Origin of the sequence: Streptomyces sp. NBC_01334 (assembly GCF_035983595.1) — a bacterium.
Lineage (GTDB): Bacteria > Actinomycetota > Actinomycetes > Streptomycetales > Streptomycetaceae > Streptomyces > Streptomyces coriariae.
Genome location: NZ_CP130718.1, coordinates 1567410 through 1583297 on the forward strand (window position 1 = coordinate 1567410; position 15888 = coordinate 1583297).

The following is a 15888-nucleotide window of genomic DNA, read 5'->3' on the forward strand; positions in this document are numbered from 1 at the left end:
CTCCTTCTCCGCCTCCCCGTCTCCTTCTCCCCCTACCCCTGACTCGAGCCACTGGGACGTCATGCAGATCCAAGACCTTCCGTACCCCGACCCGGGTGTGCCGGACGCACGCTCGGGACCCCGCTTCCTGTGGTGGCTCGGCCGTAACCAGCTGGGCGGCCAGCTCAAGTCCCTGGCCTGGGGGCTGCTGCACTTCGTCGCCGTCTCGGCGCAGCCGTTCTGCGTCGGGTTCGCCATCGAGGCCGTCGTGGACCGTTCCGGTACCCGGCTCGCTCTCACCGGCGGCGTGATGGCCCTGTGCGGTGCCGCCACCGCGATCGGGGACACCTTCCTGCACCGCGCCGCCGTCACCAACTGGATCACCGCCGCCGCCCGGGTGCAGCAGCTGCTCGCCCGCAAGGCCTCGCAGCTCGGCTCCGCGCTGACCCGGCGGGTCGCGGCCGGGGAGGTCGTGGCCGTCTCCACGGGCGACGTCGAGAAGATCGGCTGGCTCGTGGAGGCCGTGTCCCGCTTCACGGCCGCGGCCCTCACGGTCCTGCTGGTCTGCGTCGGCCTGGTCGTCTACCAGCCGGCGCTCGGCCTGGTGGTCGCCCTGGGCCTGCCCGTTCTCGCGCTCGCGGTGCTGCCCCTGCTGCCCCCGGCGACGCGACGGGCCGACGTCCAGCGCGAGAAGGCCGGACGCGCCACCGAACTCGCCTCGGACACGGTGGCCGGCCTGCGGGTGCTGCGTGGGATCGGTGGCGAGGAACTGTTCCTCGACCGCTATCGCAGCGCCTCGCAGGAGGTCCGGCACGCGGCCGTGCGCAGCGCGCGCATGTGGTCGTTGATCAGCGCCATCCAGGTGCTGCTGCCCGGCCTGCTGCTGATCACGGTCGTCTGCTACGGCGTCCACCTGGCCCTCGAGGGCCGCATCACGGTCGGCGAACTGGTCACGGTCTACAGCTCCGTCATGGTCCTGGCCTATCCCCTCAGGCACTTCGAGGAGATCGCGATGGCCTACTCCTTCTCACGCCCGTCGGCCAAACGCGCCGCCCGCGTGCTGTCGCTGGAGCGGGTCACCGACATCGGCGGCTCGCGCGCGGCCGACGCTCCCTCGGGCGACCTGTACGACCCCGCCACCGGGCTGCTCGCCCCGACCGCCCGGCTCACCGCAGTGGTGTGCGGCGACCCGGACGCGGCCGGACAGCTGGCGGAGCGGCTGGGCGGGCATCCCCCGGAGGACAGCCCTGCGGTACTGCTCGGCGGGGTCCCGCTGAACGAGCTGCCGTTGGACTCCGCGCGCGCCTCGGTCCTCGTCCAGGACAAGGACCCGGTGCTGCTGTCCGGTTCCCTGCGCGACCTGCTCGACGTGCCCGCCTCGGGTGCGGTCGACGCGGGTGCGGCGCTGGCCGCCGCCCAGTGCGGGGACGTCCTCGACGCACTCGTGCAGGGTTCACTGGACGCCGACGACCCGATGGACGCCCGCATCACCGAGCGCGGCCGGTCCCTCTCCGGCGGCCAGCGGCAACGGCTCGCGCTGGCCCGCTCCCTGTACACGGACCCCGAGGTCCTCGTCCTGGACGAGCCCACCTCCGCCGTCGACTCGCACACCGAGGCACGGATCGCCGAGGGGCTGCGCGAACTGCGGGCGGGGCGCACGACGGTGGTGTTCACCTCGTCCCCCCTGCTGCTGGACCGCGCCGACCGGGTGGTGCTCGTGCACGAGGGCGAGGCCGTCGCGGTGGGCGTGCACCGCGAACTGTTGCGCTCCGAGCCCCGGTACCGGGCCGTGGTGACCAGGGAGACCGAGGAGGAAGCCGCGCTGGGCGAGGCCCTCCAGAACGAAGAGCCCTCCCTGAACGGTGTGTTCGAGGATCTGGGCGACAACCGACTCGAAGAGATCGACCGCGAAGAGATCGAGGAGACCGCATGATCGGCGTGGCGCCGCCCGCGTACGACCCGGCGGCACCGACGACGGCGAACACGTTGCCCGTCGGCGCCCCCGCTACCGTCCGCGCCTACGTGGCCGAACTCCTGCGCCGGCACCGCCGCGCCTTTGCGCTTCTCCTGCTCGTGAACACGGTCGCCACGGTCGCCTCGATGGTGGGTCCCTGGCTGGTCGGCGACCTCGTGGAGCGGCTGTCGGACGGTGCGCGCGAGCTCCATCTCGGGCTCATCGCCACCCTGTTCGTGCTCGCCCTGGTGGTCCAGGCCGCCTTCGTACGGCAGGTGCGACTGCGCGGCGCGATGCTCGGCGAGCGGATGCTGGCCGACCTGCGCGAGGACTTCCTCGTACGCTCGGTGCGGCTGCCGCCGGGCGTGCTGGAGCGGGCCGGGACCGGCGACCTGTTGTCCCGCATCACCACGGACATCGACCGGCTGGCCAACGCGATGCGCGAGGCCGTGCCCCAGCTGACGATCGGCGTGATGTGGGCTCTGCTGCTGCTCGGCGGGCTCGTCGTCACGGCACCGCCGCTGGCGCCGGCCGTCCTGGTCGCGGTGCCTCTGCTGGTGGCCGGGTGCCGCTGGTACTTCAAGCGGGCGCCCGCCGGCTACCGCTCGGAGGCCGCCGGCTACGCCTCCGTGGCCGCCGCCCTCGCCGAGACCGTGGACGCCGGCCGCACCGTGGAGGCCCACCGGCTGGGCGACCGCCGCATCGCGCTCTCCGAGCAGCGCATCCAGCAGTGGACCGCGTGGGAGCGCTACACGCTGTGGCTGCGCTCGGTGCTCTTCCCGGTCATCAACATGGTGCACGTCACCGTGCTCGGTTCGGTCCTCATGCTCGGCGGCGCGTTCGTGCTGAAGGGCTGGATCGGGGTCGGCCAGCTGACGACGGGCGCGCTGCTGGCGCAGATGCTCGTCGACCCGGTGAACCTCATCCTGCGCTGGTACGACGAGCTCCAGGTGGCCCAGGTGTCGCTCGCCCGCCTCGTCGGAGTGCGTGACATCGAGCCGGACGGCGGAGACTCCGGGCTCGTGCCGGACGGGCGCGACGTGCACGCCGACCGGGTCCACTTCGGCTACCGGGAGGGCGTCGACGTGCTGCGCAAGGTGACCCTGGAGGTCTCCCCCGGCACCCGGCTGGCCCTGGTCGGACCCTCGGGTGCGGGGAAGTCCACACTGGGGCGGCTGCTCGCCGGGATCTACGCGCCGCGCGACGGCCGGATCACTCTCGGCGGCGCCGAGCTGTCGCGGATGACCGCGGAACGGGTCCGCTCCCATGTGGCGCTCGTCAACCAGGAGCACCACGTCTTCGTGGGCTCCCTGCGCGACAACCTCCGGCTCGCCCTCCCCCACGCGCGGCTCCACCCGAGCGAGGAAGCCGCCGCGGCCTCGAAGGCCACGGAGGGCGCCGAGAACGCCGAGAGCTCCGAGGACGCCGAACTGTGGGCGGCCCTGGGCGCGGTCGACGCGGACGGCTGGGCCCGGGCCCTGGACGACGGCCTCGACACCGAGGTCGGCTCCGGCGGTGTGGCGCTCACCCCGGCGCAGGCCCAGCAGATCGCCCTGGCCCGGCTGGTCCTGGCCGACCCCCACACGCTGGTCCTGGACGAGGCGACCTCGCTGCTCGACCCGCGTGCCGCCCGCCACCTGGAGCGGTCCCTCGCCCGCGTCCTGGACGGGCGCACCGTCGTCGCCATCGCCCACCGTCTGCACACCGCCCACGACGCCGACGTCATCGCCGTCGTCGAGAACGGCCGCATCAGCGAGCTGGGCAGCCACACCGAGCTGGTCGCGGCGGACGGCGCGTACGCGGCCCTCTGGCGGTCGTGGCACGACTGAGGAGCGAAGCGGCGGGGGCGGCCGGCAGACGCCGGCACGAGGCGTGAGAGCGCCGACGCCTGGACCGGCTCCGGCGCGAGTCTCTGGGCCGGTGCCGGTGCGAGCGTCTGGGCCGGTGCCGGTGCCCGAGCCGGCGCTGGTGTCTGGGTCTGCGCCGGTGCCCGAGCCGATGTCCGGACCGGCGCCGGCGCCGGGACCTGGGCCCGCACCGGTGCCGGTGCCGGTGTCAGCGTCTGGGTCGATGCTTGGTCCCATGCCGCCGCGCGTGCCCTCCGCTGCCCCCTCCCGGGGCTGCGAGCTGCGTGCCCGCGGGACGGGGGCGGCCTCGGGTCCGCGGCGCCCGCGCCCGGGCCCAGGCAGCCCGGACCGGCCTTCGTATGTCCTCTGGCGTTGCGCGGTCCCGAAGCGGGGTGGAACGCTGGAAAGCGGCACCCGCGCGGAAGGCAGTCGGGATCCCTCCGGAACACACCGCGCTCGACCGGTGCCCCGTGCGGCGGCACCCCGCCGCCGACCGCGATGAGTACGGGGCCGTCACCCCCTGGAGGTACCCGTGAACAGTGCCGACGGATGGGGGGACGACGTCTACCAGCCCGACGCGTCCGACATCCAGGAAGACTCGGGACTGCTCGATGCCGAGGACACGCTGGAGAACGACGGCGTCGAGGACCCCCTCGATCGCGGTTGGTCCCCGCCGGACCGCCCCTGGGCGGTGGAACACGACGGTGTGACCGCCGCGGAGCGCCGGCAGGGCGAGAGCCTTGATCAGCGGCTCGCGGAGGAGGTCCCGGAGCCCGATGCGCCGGACGGCGACGGCCTCGGCGATTGCGACGGCACCGACGGGGAACTCCTCGACAACGAGGTCGGCTCCGCTCGCTCCGGCAGGCTCGTGGCGCCGGACGAGGGAGCCCACGAGGACGAGGAGAGCGCACTGATCGCCACGGACGTGGGCATCGACGGCGCGGCTGCCTCCGCCGAGGAGGCCGCGATGCACATCGTCGACGAGGACGCCCTGTCCGGCTGACCCGTCCACGGCGGCCCCGACCTTTTCCGACCCGTCGCCGCCGTCTCCGTCGGCAGCGTCATCGCCTTTGCCATCGCACGAGGAGCCCCCATGCAGCAGGACAAGCAGCCCGACTACCACGCGGTCGTCTTCCGCGACCGGACCGCCGGTTACGCCTTCCTGACCCGGTCCACCGCCAGTAGCGATCAGACCATCGAGTGGGACGACGGGGAGACGTACCCGGTCGTGGACGTGGAGATCTCCTCCGAGAGCCACCCCTTCTACACCGGCAAGGCGCGCACCGTGGACACGGAGGGCCGGGTCGCCCGCTTCGAGCGGCGCTACGGCGACGGCGGGGCGATGACCTGAACCGGTGCCGTCGCCACCACCGACCGCAGCCGTCGGGTCGCTCGTCAGATGTAGTTGAGGGCGGCCGCGCCGCCCACTCCCCCGAGCAGCATGAACACGGGCATCAGCACCTTCAGCTCGACCCAGCTGCCGGCCCGGAACCGCATCACCTTCGGCGGACCGATCGGGTACCAGCGCTTGCGCCCGATCGGGATGGGCCACAGGACCGGGCAGCCCGAGACGGTCAGGGCGTCGCCGATGTCGTGCACCAGGGCGCCCAGCACGATCGGCAGTCCCAGCCACAGGTACTGCTGGCCCGGGTCCGTGAACAGCCAGTCCGAGCCGTTGCCGGGCTTGTCCAGGACGCCTGCGAGGATCCAGGCGCTGGTGGCGGCCAGCAGCCACACCAGCACATCGCTGCTGGACCCCCGGGCCGCCCGCCACAGCAGCCCCTCGATCGCCAGCACCATGTGCACGAAGAGAAGCGCCAGGACCGCCCACCGGCCACCCGTGATCGCCAGCGCCGAGGCGCCTCCGCCGATCATGACGGCCCACAGCCAGGTGTGCGTCAGGGTTCGGTGGCCTCCGGAGCGGCGCGGGTCGCCCTGCTTCCTGGTGCTTTTGTAGACGGCGTAGGAGAGTTTGTCGACGATCTCGCACAGCCAGCGCGAGACGGGTCCGAAGGCCCGCGAGATGGTGGCCGCCTTGTGGTCGAGGTCCGGGGCGAGCGCGGCTCCGGCGCAGATCAGCGCACCCGCGAGCAGGACCGGCCAGGGCATCGTGTGCCCGGCCGCGGCAGCGGCCGCACCGACGCCGAGCCAGGCGGCCGCGCCCGACAGTGAGTGTGCTGGTCCCATCATGGCCGGTGCCCGCCCTATTCCTCGAATGCCGCTGTCCAGTTGACCGGGTGCGTTGACGCTCCGTCGGCGACACAGCGTAGCGGTCGTGATCTTCGGCCCGGCATCCGATTCCCCCATCAAGGACCAGGACAGGCAAGATGGGGGCGTGACCCTCATCGATCAGTTGCCGCCGACCGCAGATCCCGACGCCCTGTACGAAGCCTTCGAGTCCTGGGCGCAGGAGCGTGGTCTGACGCTCTACCCCCACCAGGAGGAGGCGCTGATCGAGGTGGTCTCCGGGGCGAACGTGATCGTGTCGACGCCCACCGGCTCCGGCAAGAGCATGATCGCGGCGGCCGCGCACTTCGCGGCTCTCGCCCGTGACGAGGTCACCTTCTACACGGCTCCGATCAAGGCGCTGGTCTCGGAGAAGTTCTTCGAGCTGTGCAAGATCTTCGGCACGGAGAACGTCGGCATGCTGACCGGCGACGCGTCGGTGAACTCCGACGCCCCGGTGATCTGCTGCACGGCCGAGGTGCTCGCCTCGATCGCGTTGCGCGACGGCAAGAACGCCGATGTCGGTCAGGTCGTCATGGACGAGTTCCACTTCTACGCGGAGGGCGACCGCGGCTGGGCGTGGCAGATCCCCATCCTGGAGCTGCCCCAGGCGCAGTTCGTGCTGATGTCGGCCACGCTCGGCGACGTGTCGTTCTTCGAGCAGGACCTCGCCCGGCGCACCGGCCGCCCCACGTCGGTGGTCCGCTCGGCGACCCGGCCGGTGCCGCTGTCCTACGAGTACCGGTACACCCCGATGACGGAGACGCTCAGCGACCTGCTGGTCACGAGGCAGGCGCCCGTCTACATCGTGCACTTCACGCAGGCGCAGGCGGTGGAGCGGGCGCAGGCGCTGATGAGCATCAACATGTGCTCGCGCGAGGAGAAGGAACGGATCGCCGACCTGATCGGCAACTTCCGCTTCACCACGAAGTTCGGCCGTAACCTCTCGCGCTACGTGCGGCACGGCATCGGCGTCCACCACGCCGGCATGCTGCCCAAGTACCGGCGTCTGGTGGAGAAGCTCGCCCAGGCCGGCCTGCTGAAGGTGATCTGCGGTACGGACACCCTCGGTGTGGGCGTCAACGTGCCCATCCGGACAGTGCTGTTCACGGCGCTGACCAAGTACGACGGCAACCGGGTGCGTACCCTGCGGGCCCGTGAGTTCCACCAGATCGCGGGCCGGGCCGGCCGGGCCGGCTTCGACACGGCGGGTCTGGTGGTGGCGCAGGCTCCCGAGCACGTCATCGAGAACGAGAAGGCCCTCAACAAGGCCGGTGACGACCCGAAGAAGCGTCGCAAGGTGGTGCGCAAGAAGGCGCCCGAGGGATTCGTGGGCTGGGCGGAGAACACCTTCGACAAGCTCATCGAGTCCGAGCCGGAGCCGCTGACGTCCCGTTTCCGGGTCACGCACACGATGCTGCTGTCGGTGATCGCCCGGCCCGGCAACGCCTTCGAGGCGATGCGGCATCTGCTCGAGGACAACCACGAGCCGCGCAAGCAGCAGCTTCGGCACATCCGGCGCGCGATCGCGATCTACCGCTCGCTGCTGGACGGCGGGGTCGTCGAGAAGCTCGACGAGCCGGACGCCTCCGGCCGCGTCGTCCGCCTCACCGTGGACCTCCAGCAGGACTTCGCGCTGAACCAGCCGCTGTCCACCTTCGCGCTGGCCGCGTTCGAACTCCTCGACCCGGAGTCGCCTTCCTACGCTCTCGACATGGTCTCCGTCGTGGAGTCCACGTTGGACGACCCGCGTCAGATCCTGGCCGCTCAGCAGAACAAGGCGCGCGGTGAGGCGGTGGCCGCGATGAAGGCGGACGGCGTCGAGTACGAGGAGCGGATGGAGCGCCTCCAGGACATCACGTACCCGAAGCCCCTGGAGGAGTTGCTCTTCCACGCGTACGACACCTACCGCAAGAGCCACCCGTGGGTCGGCGACCATCCGTTGTCGCCGAAGTCCGTCATCCGTGACATGTACGAGCGGGCGATGTCCTTCACCGAGCTGGTGTCGCACTACGAGCTGGCCCGCACCGAGGGCATCGTGCTGCGTTACCTGGCCGGCGCCTACAAGGCCCTCGACCACACCGTCCCGGACGACCTCAAGTCGGAGGATCTGCAGGACCTGGTGGAATGGCTGGGCGAGATGGTGCGCCAGGTGGACTCGAGCCTGCTGGACGAGTGGGAGCAGCTCGCCAACCCGGCGGAGATGACCGCCGAGGAGGCCCAGGAGAAGGCCGACGAGGTCAAGCCGGTCACGGCCAACGCGCGCGCCTTCCGGGTCCTGGTCCGCAACGCGATGTTCCGCCGCGTGGAGCTCGCCGCTCTCGACCGCGTCGCCGAACTCGGTGAGATGGACGGCGAGTCCGGTTGGGACGCCGACGCCTGGGGCGAGGCGATGGACAAGTACTGGGACGAGTACGACGACCTCAGCACCGGCCCGGACGCGCGGGGCCCCAAGCTGCTCGTCATCCAGGAGGAGCCGCAGAACGCCCTGTGGCGGGTCCGCCAGATCTTCGACGACCCGAACGACGACCACGACTGGGGCATCAGCGCGGAGGTCGACCTCACGGCCTCCGACGCCGAGGGCCGCGCGGTCGTCCGGGTCACCGCCGTAGGCCAGTTGTGAGTACCGAAGAGGGCACAGGAGAAGCGCACCGATGACGAATCCGGCCGAGAGGCTCGTCGACCTGCTCGACCTCGAGCAGATCGAGGTCAACATCTTCCGCGGCCGCAGCCCGCAGGAGTCCCTGCAGCGGGTCTTCGGTGGCCAGGTGGCGGGCCAGGCGCTGGTCGCGGCCGGCCGGACCACCGAGGGAGACCGGCCCGTGCACTCGCTGCACGCGTACTTCCTGCGTCCGGGCCGGCCGGGTGTGCCGATCGTGTACCAGGTCGAACGGGTGCGGGACGGGCGGTCCTTCACGACCCGCCGGGTCACCGCCGTGCAGCAGGGGCGCACGATCTTCAATCTCACCGCCTCCTTTCACAAGCCTGAGGAAGGTCCTTTCGAGCACCAGCTGCCGCCTGCCCGCGAGGTCCCGGACCCGGAGTCCCTGCCGACGGTGGTCGAGGAGATCCGGAAGCATCTGGGCGAGTTGCCCGAGCAGTTGGAGCGGATGGCGCGCCGTCAGCCCTTCGACATCCGGTACGCGGACCGGTTGCGCTGGAACGCCGAGGACGTCAAGGAAGCCGAGCCGCGCAGCGCTGTGTGGATGCGCGCCGTCGGGCCGCTGGGCGACGACCCGCTGGTCCACACCTGCGCGCTCACGTACGCCAGTGACATGACCCTCCTGGACGCCGTCCGCCTCCCGATCGAGCCCTTGTGGGGTCCGCGGAACTTCGACATGGCGTCGCTGGACCACGCGATGTGGTTCCATCGGCCGTTCCGCGCGGACGAGTGGTTCCTGTACGACCAGGAGTCGCCGATCGCCACCGGCGGACGTGGGCTGGCCCGCGGGCGGATCTACGACCTGGAGGGACGCCTGCTGGTGTCCGTCGTCCAGGAGGGGTTGTTCAGGGCGCTGTAGATCCGGTGCGGTAGATCCGGTGCGTCATCCGCTTCGGCGGCGTAGCCAGGTCAGCAGTCCGCGGGCCGGCCCGTCGGGCGGGTCGGTTTCTTCGGGCCGGTCCGGTGGCCCGGCCGGGGGCGTCGGGGCCGGTTTCCAGGCAGGCCGTGGCGCGGGCTGCTCGGCCCGCGCCTCGGCCAGGGTTCGTTCCAGGTCGTACCGCAGCCAGTCGATCTCGTCGGGGTCGTCGGCCGTCATGATCTTCTCCACGAGGTGCGCGGCCGGTGTGCCGGGGGTCCCCTGGGCGGGCGGCCGGGGCCGGAACCTGTTCAGGTGGGAGCGTTCGTAGGGGTCCTCGACGACCGCCGCGACCTGGAGGGGGTCGAGGAACCCGGCCAGGACTCCGGCGCGTTGCCAGGGGCCGTCGGCCTGTCGGTGCAAGAACCCCAGGTGGCGTCCCCGCCAGTTGCGGGGCCGTAGGTCGGCACCCGCATCCAGCTGGCTCCGCAGCACCTCAGGTGTGCGACCGGTCAGCAGGAAGGCGTTGGTCCCGTCAGTGGCGAATTGCTTCAGTTCGTCGGCGAGATAGAGCCAGACGACGGCCCGATAGCGGTTCAGATAAAATTTCACCGGTACCACCAGTCCCAGCCGCGCGAGGCGGGTGAACCGGGCCGGGGGCACGCCCATCATGGCAGCGCCTTCGCTGGTCCCCACGGCCAGCACGCTCGCGCGCAGTGCTTCGGGGAAGCTGGGTTCCGAGCGCAGACGTTCGATCTCCGCCCGGGCCACCCGACGGCCCCCTCCACCTTCGTCGGGCACGGTCCTGATGCGCCCGAGGTGCACGGCGAGGTCGAACTCGCTCCGCTTCAGATCCAGTTCCCGCGCCGCCCGGCTCGGCGTGCAGGAAGCGGAAAGTGGTCGCGTGACGGTGTTGCCGGACATGGTCGTCTCCCCCGTGGAGTGAAGTGGAGTGAAGCAGGCCTGCACGGTCGGCGGTGGCCTCGGAAAAAACCGTAGCCGGAATCGCGGACGCCGAGGCGAGCCTGTGGATAACTCTGCGGAGGAGGGTGAAAATGCAGGTCAGAGGTCTTCGAGTGGTGCGCGGTCGGGCTGCCGGGCGTCCACGGTGAGGTGCTCTCCGACCCGGTTGACGAGCAGGGTCATCTCGTAGGCGATCTGGCCCATGTCGGCTTCCGCCCCGCTGAGCACGCACAGACAACTGCCGGTGCCCGCCGCGGTGACGAACAGCACCGCGTCGTCGAACTCGATCATCGTCTGGCGCACTCGGCCCGCGCCGAAGTGACGCCCCGATCCCTTCGCCAGGCTGTGCAGTCCGGACGAGACGGCGGCGAGGTGCTCCGCGTCCTCCCGGAGCAGTCCCGCACTCGCGCCCGCCACCAGCCCGTCGTTGGACAGGACGAGTGCGTGCCGTACGTGGTCGACGCGCTCCGTCAGGTCGTCCAACAGCCAGCCCAGCCCCTGATTCTGCGCCATGTCCCGCTCCCCGTGTGACATTCCCCGTGTGACCCTCCGCCTCGCCGGAGAATCTGCCCGCCAGCCTTCCCCAGGAGCGGCCGCGGGAGCAAGGAGGATGGCGGCATGGCACAGAAGATGACCGATGAGCAATGGCGGGCCTTCGTCACCTACGGAACCCGCACCGCGAAGCTGTCCACCGTACGGGCCGACGGAAGTCCGCACGTGGCGCCGATCTGGTTCCTGCTCGACGGGGACGAGGTGGTGTTCAACACCGGCAAGGAAACGGTGAAGGGGCGCAATCTGGCGCGGGACGGCCGGGTCGCCCTGTGCATGGACGACGACCGGCCGCCCTTCGACTACGTGGTGCTGCGGGGCCGGGCCCGCATCTCGGAGGACCTCGACGAGGTCCGGCACTGGGCGACGCGGATCGCGGCGCGGTACATGGGTGAGGAGCGCGCCGAGGAGTTCGGCGCCCGCAACGGGGTGCCGGGCGAACTGCTCGTCCGTGTCGCCATCGACAAGGTTCTGGCGCAGAAGGACATCGCGGACTGACCGGGCCGACGTGGGCGAGGTCAGCCCACGGAGTCGAGCAGCCGGGCGGTGTGCATCCGCCCGGCGTACTCGACCAGCCGGATCAGCACCTCCTTCCCCGAGTCTCGGTCCCGGGCGTCGCACAGGACGACCGGGGTGCCGCCGTCGAGGTCGAGGGCGCGCGAGACGTCCTGGGCGCCGTATGTCCGCGTGCCCACGAAGCAGTTGACGGCCACCACGAACGGGATGTGCCGGTGCTCGAAGTAGTCGACCGCGGGGAAGCAGTCCTCCAGACGCCGGGTGTCGGCGAGGACCACCGCGCCCAGCGCCCCCTGCGACAACTCGTCCCACAGGAACCAGAAGCGGTCCTGACCGGGCGTGCCGAACAGATAGAGGGAGAGGCCGGAACGGATGGTGATCCGGCCGAAGTCCATGGCCACGGTCGTCGTGACCTTCTGGTCCACGCCGTCGGTGTCGTCCACCGACTGTCCGGCTTCGCTGAGCAGTTCCTCGGTGCGCAGCGGCTTGATCTCGCTGACCGCGCCCACCATGGTGGTCTTGCCGACGCCGAACCCGCCGGCGACCAGTATCTTCAACGCCAGGGGAGCCGTGTCGCCGCCCGTGGTGTCGGAGTTTTCGGAGACCATGGATCACTTCTCTCGGGAGTGTCGGCAACGGTCGAGGTCGGTACGGGAGTGCCGTGGCTCGGCGCGGCGGTCGCGCGGGGCTTCGGCGCCGGAGTGCGAAGTCAGCATCATGACAACCGCGGCCCCTTTCCGAGGGGTTCGACCGCTATCTGCCCGATGTGACCGACTCTTGCGTGTTCGGTGTCCGAAGGCGCGCACGAGTCGGTGTGCGGTGGGTCCGTACGCGTCCGGGTCCGTCCGGGGGTTCATCTACAGCGCTCGCAACCCCTCGATCACCTCGCGCAGAATCCGTTCGTCGGGCAACTGCGCGGGCGGGACCGGGCGGCTGACGGTGACGCAGCCGAGTTCCAGCAGGTCTCCGAGGAGCACCCGGACCACGCCCACGGGAAGGTCCGCGCCCGCCGAGAGCTCGGCGACGGACTGGGTCTCCGTGCGGCAGAGTCCGATGAGGGCACGGTGTTCCGGTCCGAGCGCCATGCCGTCCGTGCTCGGCGCACCCGGATCCAGGGTGACCAGGGCGATCAGGTCGAAGCGCACTCCGGTGGGTCCCGGCTTCGTGCGCCCGCCGGTCATGGCGTACGGGCGGACGAGCGGGCCGGCCTCGTTGTCGTACCACTGGCTGCCCAGCTCGCGCGGGGTGCCGGTCATGTCCTCGGTCATCTGCGTGGGTCGCTCTCTGGCCTCATCCGGCGGCGGTCGGGCGCCCGGCGAGCCGTGGCGCCGTGTAGAGGTGCTCTCCGACCCGCTTGACCAGCCGCGCCATCTCGTACGCGACGAGGCCGATGTCGGCGGTCACGGCGGTGAGGACGGCCAGGCAGGAGCCGTCGCCCGCGGCGGCCACGAACAGGAAGCCGTCGTCCATCTCCACCATGGTCTGGCGCACTCCACCGGCGCCGAAGTGGCGGCCCGCGCCCTTGGCGAGGCTGTGGAAGCCGGAGGCGACGGCGGCGAGGTGCTCGGCGTCCTCCCTCCTGAGGTCGGTCGAGGCACCGACGGCCAGTCCGTCGTTGGACAGCACCACGGCGTGCCGCACCTCGCTCACGCGCATCACCAAGTCGTCCAGCAGCCAGTCGAGTTCGCCGGACCGTTGGGCAGACCTCGTGCTCGGGTCCTGGATCATCTGGGGTCTCCTTCGCTGCTGTCGCTGCCCGGTTCGGGTTCCGGGGCGGCTCCGTGGCCGGGCTTTCTGCCGCCGCCGCGTGCCCAGCCCTCCCGGTACGCGGACATCCGGTCCCGAACGAGCTCGGGGGTGCGCCCTTCGTCGCCGCGCGGGCCGGGCGGGCGGGGCGGTTCCTCGGGGAGTGTCCTGCGCAGTTGGGGGGCGAGGTTGGCCTGCCGTACCCGGCGCGGGAGGTCGTCCGATCCTTCGGCGTCGTCCGGGGGACGGTGCAGGCGCAAGGCGGTGACTCCGGGAGGCGGGGGGTCGGTGGCCGCCGGTTCGGCAGCCTCCGGTTCGGCGGTGTCTCGTACGGAAGCGGCTTTGACGGAAGCGGCTCGGACGGGGGCCACCAGCGCGGGGCGGTCGGCGGAGGCGGGGACGGCTTCCTGACGCCGGTCGGCGGTGTGCCGGTCCGCGGCGGACACGCGCGCGTACACGCGTTCCGCGGGCCGCGGCCCGGTCTCCGTGACCTCGCGGGCGGAACGTTCCGGCTTGCCGCTGTGCAGCAGCGCCGTGGGCAGCAGGACCACCGCGGTGGTGCCGCCGTAGGGCGAGGTCCGCAGATGGACCTTGATGCCGTGGCGGGCGGCGAGCCTGCTGACCACGAACAGGCCGAGCTGGTCGCTGTCGAACAGGTCGAGCGCCTCCGACTGCGCGATGCGCCGGTTGGCCTCGGTGAAGGTCTCCTTGCCCATGCCCAGGCCGCGGTCCTCGACCTCGAGGGCATAGCCGTTGCCCACGGGTTCGCCGGTGACCCGCACACGCGTGTGCGGGGGCGAGAACTGGGCGGCGTTCTCGACGAGTTCGGCGAGCAGGTGGGTGAGGTCGGCGACGGCGGTGCCGATGACGGCTGCCTCCGGGAGCTGCCGTACCTCCACACGCGCGTAGTCCTCGACCTCGGAGACGGCGGCACGGACCACGTTGGTGAGGGACACCGGCATGCGCCAGGCCCGGCCGGGCGCCGCCCCGGAGAGGATGATCAGGCTCTCCGCGTGGCGCCGCATGCGGGTGGTGAGATGGTCGAGCCGGAAGAGGTCGCTCAGCTCGTTCGGATCGTCGGAGCGGCGCTCCATGCTGTCCAGAAGGCTCAGCTGGCGATGGACGAGGACCTGGCTGCGGCGGGCGAGGTTGACGAACACCCCGGAGATGCCGCTGGCCAGTTCGGCGCGTTCCACGGCGGCCCGCAGTGCCGCGCGGTGCACGGTGCCCAGGGCCTGGGCGACCTGCCCGGTCTCGTCCTCGGAGGGAGGCCCCGGCGGCGCTTCGGCGCGGACGTCGATCTCCTCCCCGGCGCGCAGCTTCCGCATGGCTTCCGGGAGTTTGCGCCGGGCGATCTCCAGGGCGCTGTTGCGCAGGCTGACCAGTTCGACGACGAGTCCGCGGCCGATGCGCACGGAGATGACGAGCGAGGCGACGACGGCGGCGAGGCCGAGCAGGACAGCGGCGCCGGCCGGGGTGAGCAGACCGCGGGTGAACGGGTCGGCGCGGTCGGCGACACCGCGTCCGGCGTCCGCCTCGATCGTCCGCATCCCGTTCTGCACGCGCGCGTGGGCCTTGTCCCAGATGCTCGCGGGGGCGGCGGCGAGCGCCTTCGCGCCGGGCCCGTCGGCGAGGGCCCTGTCCTCGGCGGCGTACAGGGCCGCGTAGGTGGTGCCGGCGGCGAGCCGCTGCCAGGCGGTGCGTTCGGGTCCGCGCAGGTCCGCGACGGCCGATTCCGTCAGGGTGCGGCGGGTGTCGACGGCGCCGGTGAAGAGCCGCAGGCGCTCTCCGTCGAGGCGTCCGGCGAGGCGCGCGCCGGCGAGCACGGCGCCCTCCTGGGCCAGGGCCTCCCCCGCGCGGGAGAACTCGAGCAGCACGCGCGCGTCCGAGCCGAGTTCGGCGTCCTGGACGCCGGAGAGGGCACCGCCGACCGAGAAGGCCGCCGAGATCGTGCTCGTGTACCGGCCGTACGTCTCCTCCCAGCCGGCGCTGCCGTCCAGGACCGCGGTCCGCAGCGAAGGGAGGCCCTCGGCCCCGGAGACGAACGTCTCGAGCCGCTGGGCCACTCCCGTGGGCAGGTCCTGGCCGTCGGCGACGGTGGCGTCGTCGCCCAGCCGCAGCCGGCCCACCGCGCGGTCCGTGCGTTCCGCGAGTGCCTTCAGGTCGCCACCCTGACCGGGGGCGGGCTCCGTCGCGTAGCGTACGGCGGCCGCCCGCTCGGTCTGCAGGGCGGCCACCGCGGCTGCCACGGGGGCGCGAACCTGGGAGTCCACCCGCTGCAACTGACGCAGCCCGGACACGTCCTGGGCGGTGCTGACGGTGGCGTACGCCCACAGGGCGAGCAGGGAGACGACCGGCACCATCAGCAGGCAGACGATCTTGGCGCGTACGGTGCGCGGTCTGATCCGCCAGCGCTCCGCGCGCGGGGGTATCGCGTCCGCGGGCGTGTCGATCTGCTCGTCCGCGCCCTCGTCGGCGGGCGGTCCGGCGTGGGCGCGGCGCCCGCGTGTGGGGGGCGGCGCGTCGGCGCCTGCCGTGGGGGTCCTACGGGGTGTACGCATGGCCTCCTCGCTCGGAAGGGGTTCAGGGG

General features: G+C 71.8%; 14 protein-coding genes. 7 read left to right on the forward strand and 7 right to left on the reverse strand.

Features of this window, described 5'->3' with window-relative positions:
• Positions 1-61 precede the first annotated feature (61 nt).
• The 4 genes from OG736_RS07100 to OG736_RS07115 all read left to right on the forward strand — a co-directional run bounded on the left by OG736_RS07100 (position 62) and on the right by OG736_RS07115 (position 5131).
• Positions 62-1912, forward strand: coding sequence for an ABC transporter transmembrane domain-containing protein (locus tag OG736_RS07100; RefSeq protein ID WP_327181681.1), 1851 nt, complete (start codon positions 62-64; stop codon positions 1910-1912).
• Complete coding sequence (locus OG736_RS07105) at positions 1909-3762, forward strand: ABC transporter ATP-binding protein (protein WP_327181682.1); 1854 nt, start codon at positions 1909-1911, stop codon at positions 3760-3762. The genes OG736_RS07100 and OG736_RS07105 overlap by 4 nt, the downstream gene beginning before the upstream one ends.
• A 550-nt stretch (positions 3763-4312) precedes the next feature.
• A complete protein-coding gene (locus OG736_RS07110; RefSeq protein ID WP_314219354.1) occupies positions 4313-4783 on the forward strand; it encodes a DUF5709 domain-containing protein in 471 nt (156 codons plus the stop codon).
• A gap of 90 nt (positions 4784-4873) precedes the next feature.
• On the forward strand, positions 4874-5131 hold the full coding sequence (locus OG736_RS07115; RefSeq protein ID WP_028806163.1) for a type B 50S ribosomal protein L31: 258 nt from the start codon (positions 4874-4876) through the stop codon (positions 5129-5131).
• A gap of 44 nt (positions 5132-5175) precedes the next feature.
• On the opposite strand, the gene OG736_RS07120 is transcribed toward OG736_RS07115, so the two are convergent.
• Complete coding sequence (locus tag OG736_RS07120; protein WP_142269046.1) at positions 5176-5970, reverse strand: metal-dependent hydrolase; 795 nt, start codon at positions 5968-5970, stop codon at positions 5176-5178.
• Positions 5971-6115: 145 nt separating this feature from the next.
• Between OG736_RS07120 and OG736_RS07125 the strand changes: the two genes are divergently transcribed.
• Together OG736_RS07125 and OG736_RS07130 are read left to right on the forward strand one after the other, a co-directional pair.
• Complete coding sequence (locus OG736_RS07125) at positions 6116-8629, forward strand: DEAD/DEAH box helicase (protein WP_327181683.1); 2514 nt, start codon at positions 6116-6118, stop codon at positions 8627-8629.
• Between the two features lie 31 nt (positions 8630-8660).
• The gene (locus tag OG736_RS07130; protein WP_327181684.1) at positions 8661-9527 is read left to right on the forward strand and encodes an acyl-CoA thioesterase; all 867 of its coding nucleotides are present in this window, start codon (positions 8661-8663) and stop codon (positions 9525-9527) included.
• Positions 9528-9551: 24 nt separating this feature from the next.
• On the opposite strand, the gene OG736_RS07135 is transcribed toward OG736_RS07130, so the two are convergent.
• Together OG736_RS07135 and OG736_RS07140 are read right to left on the reverse strand one after the other, a co-directional pair.
• Positions 9552-10448, reverse strand: a complete 897-nt coding sequence (locus OG736_RS07135) for a DUF6397 family protein (RefSeq protein WP_327181685.1) — start codon at positions 10446-10448, stop codon at positions 9552-9554.
• Between the two features lie 138 nt (positions 10449-10586).
• The gene (locus OG736_RS07140) at positions 10587-11000 is read right to left on the reverse strand and encodes a roadblock/LC7 domain-containing protein (RefSeq protein ID WP_327181686.1); all 414 of its coding nucleotides are present in this window, start codon (positions 10998-11000) and stop codon (positions 10587-10589) included.
• Positions 11001-11105: 105 nt separating this feature from the next.
• Between OG736_RS07140 and OG736_RS07145 the strand changes: the two genes are divergently transcribed.
• Entirely contained in the window at positions 11106-11534 is a 429-nt protein-coding gene (locus tag OG736_RS07145; protein WP_327181687.1) for a PPOX class F420-dependent oxidoreductase, read from the forward strand.
• Between the two features lie 20 nt (positions 11535-11554).
• Here OG736_RS07145 and OG736_RS07150 read toward each other — a convergent pair whose 3' ends face one another.
• The 4 genes from OG736_RS07150 to OG736_RS07165 all read right to left on the reverse strand — a co-directional run bounded on the left by OG736_RS07150 (position 11555) and on the right by OG736_RS07165 (position 15859).
• On the reverse strand, positions 11555-12160 hold the full coding sequence (locus OG736_RS07150; protein WP_327181688.1) for a GTP-binding protein: 606 nt from the start codon (positions 12158-12160) through the stop codon (positions 11555-11557).
• A 249-nt stretch (positions 12161-12409) separates the two neighbouring features.
• The gene (locus tag OG736_RS07155) at positions 12410-12820 is read right to left on the reverse strand and encodes a DUF742 domain-containing protein (RefSeq protein ID WP_171395727.1); all 411 of its coding nucleotides are present in this window, start codon (positions 12818-12820) and stop codon (positions 12410-12412) included.
• 22 nt (positions 12821-12842) lie between these two features.
• Positions 12843-13280, reverse strand: coding sequence for a roadblock/LC7 domain-containing protein (locus OG736_RS07160; RefSeq protein ID WP_054240559.1), 438 nt, complete (start codon positions 13278-13280; stop codon positions 12843-12845).
• The gene (locus OG736_RS07165) at positions 13277-15859 is read right to left on the reverse strand and encodes a sensor histidine kinase (RefSeq protein ID WP_327181689.1); all 2583 of its coding nucleotides are present in this window, start codon (positions 15857-15859) and stop codon (positions 13277-13279) included. Before OG736_RS07165 ends, OG736_RS07160 begins: the two co-directional genes overlap by 4 nt.
• Positions 15860-15888 lie beyond the last annotated feature (29 nt).

Excerpts from the sequence above, each read along its gene's own strand:
- OG736_RS07100 (WP_327181681.1), top strand. The coding sequence starts at position 62 with ATGCAGATCCAAGACCTTCCGTACCCCGACCCGGGTGTGCCGGACGCA.
- OG736_RS07105 (WP_327181682.1), top strand. The coding sequence starts at position 1,909 with ATGATCGGCGTGGCGCCGCCCGCGTACGACCCGGCGGCACCGACGACG.
- OG736_RS07115 (WP_028806163.1), top strand. The coding sequence starts at position 4,874 with ATGCAGCAGGACAAGCAGCCCGACTACCACGCGGTCGTCTTCCGCGAC.
- OG736_RS07120 (WP_142269046.1), bottom strand. The coding sequence starts at position 5,970 with ATGATGGGACCAGCACACTCACTGTCGGGCGCGGCCGCCTGGCTCGGC.
- OG736_RS07130 (WP_327181684.1), top strand. The coding sequence starts at position 8,661 with ATGACGAATCCGGCCGAGAGGCTCGTCGACCTGCTCGACCTCGAGCAG.
- OG736_RS07135 (WP_327181685.1), bottom strand. The coding sequence starts at position 10,448 with ATGTCCGGCAACACCGTCACGCGACCACTTTCCGCTTCCTGCACGCCG.
- OG736_RS07140 (WP_327181686.1), bottom strand. The coding sequence starts at position 11,000 with ATGGCGCAGAATCAGGGGCTGGGCTGGCTGTTGGACGACCTGACGGAG.
- OG736_RS07145 (WP_327181687.1), top strand. The coding sequence starts at position 11,106 with ATGGCACAGAAGATGACCGATGAGCAATGGCGGGCCTTCGTCACCTAC.
- OG736_RS07150 (WP_327181688.1), bottom strand. The coding sequence starts at position 12,160 with ATGGTCTCCGAAAACTCCGACACCACGGGCGGCGACACGGCTCCCCTG.
- OG736_RS07155 (WP_171395727.1), bottom strand. The coding sequence starts at position 12,820 with ATGACCGAGGACATGACCGGCACCCCGCGCGAGCTGGGCAGCCAGTGG.
- OG736_RS07160 (WP_054240559.1), bottom strand. The coding sequence starts at position 13,280 with ATGATCCAGGACCCGAGCACGAGGTCTGCCCAACGGTCCGGCGAACTC.
- OG736_RS07165 (WP_327181689.1), bottom strand. The coding sequence starts at position 15,859 with ATGCGTACACCCCGTAGGACCCCCACGGCAGGCGCCGACGCGCCGCCC.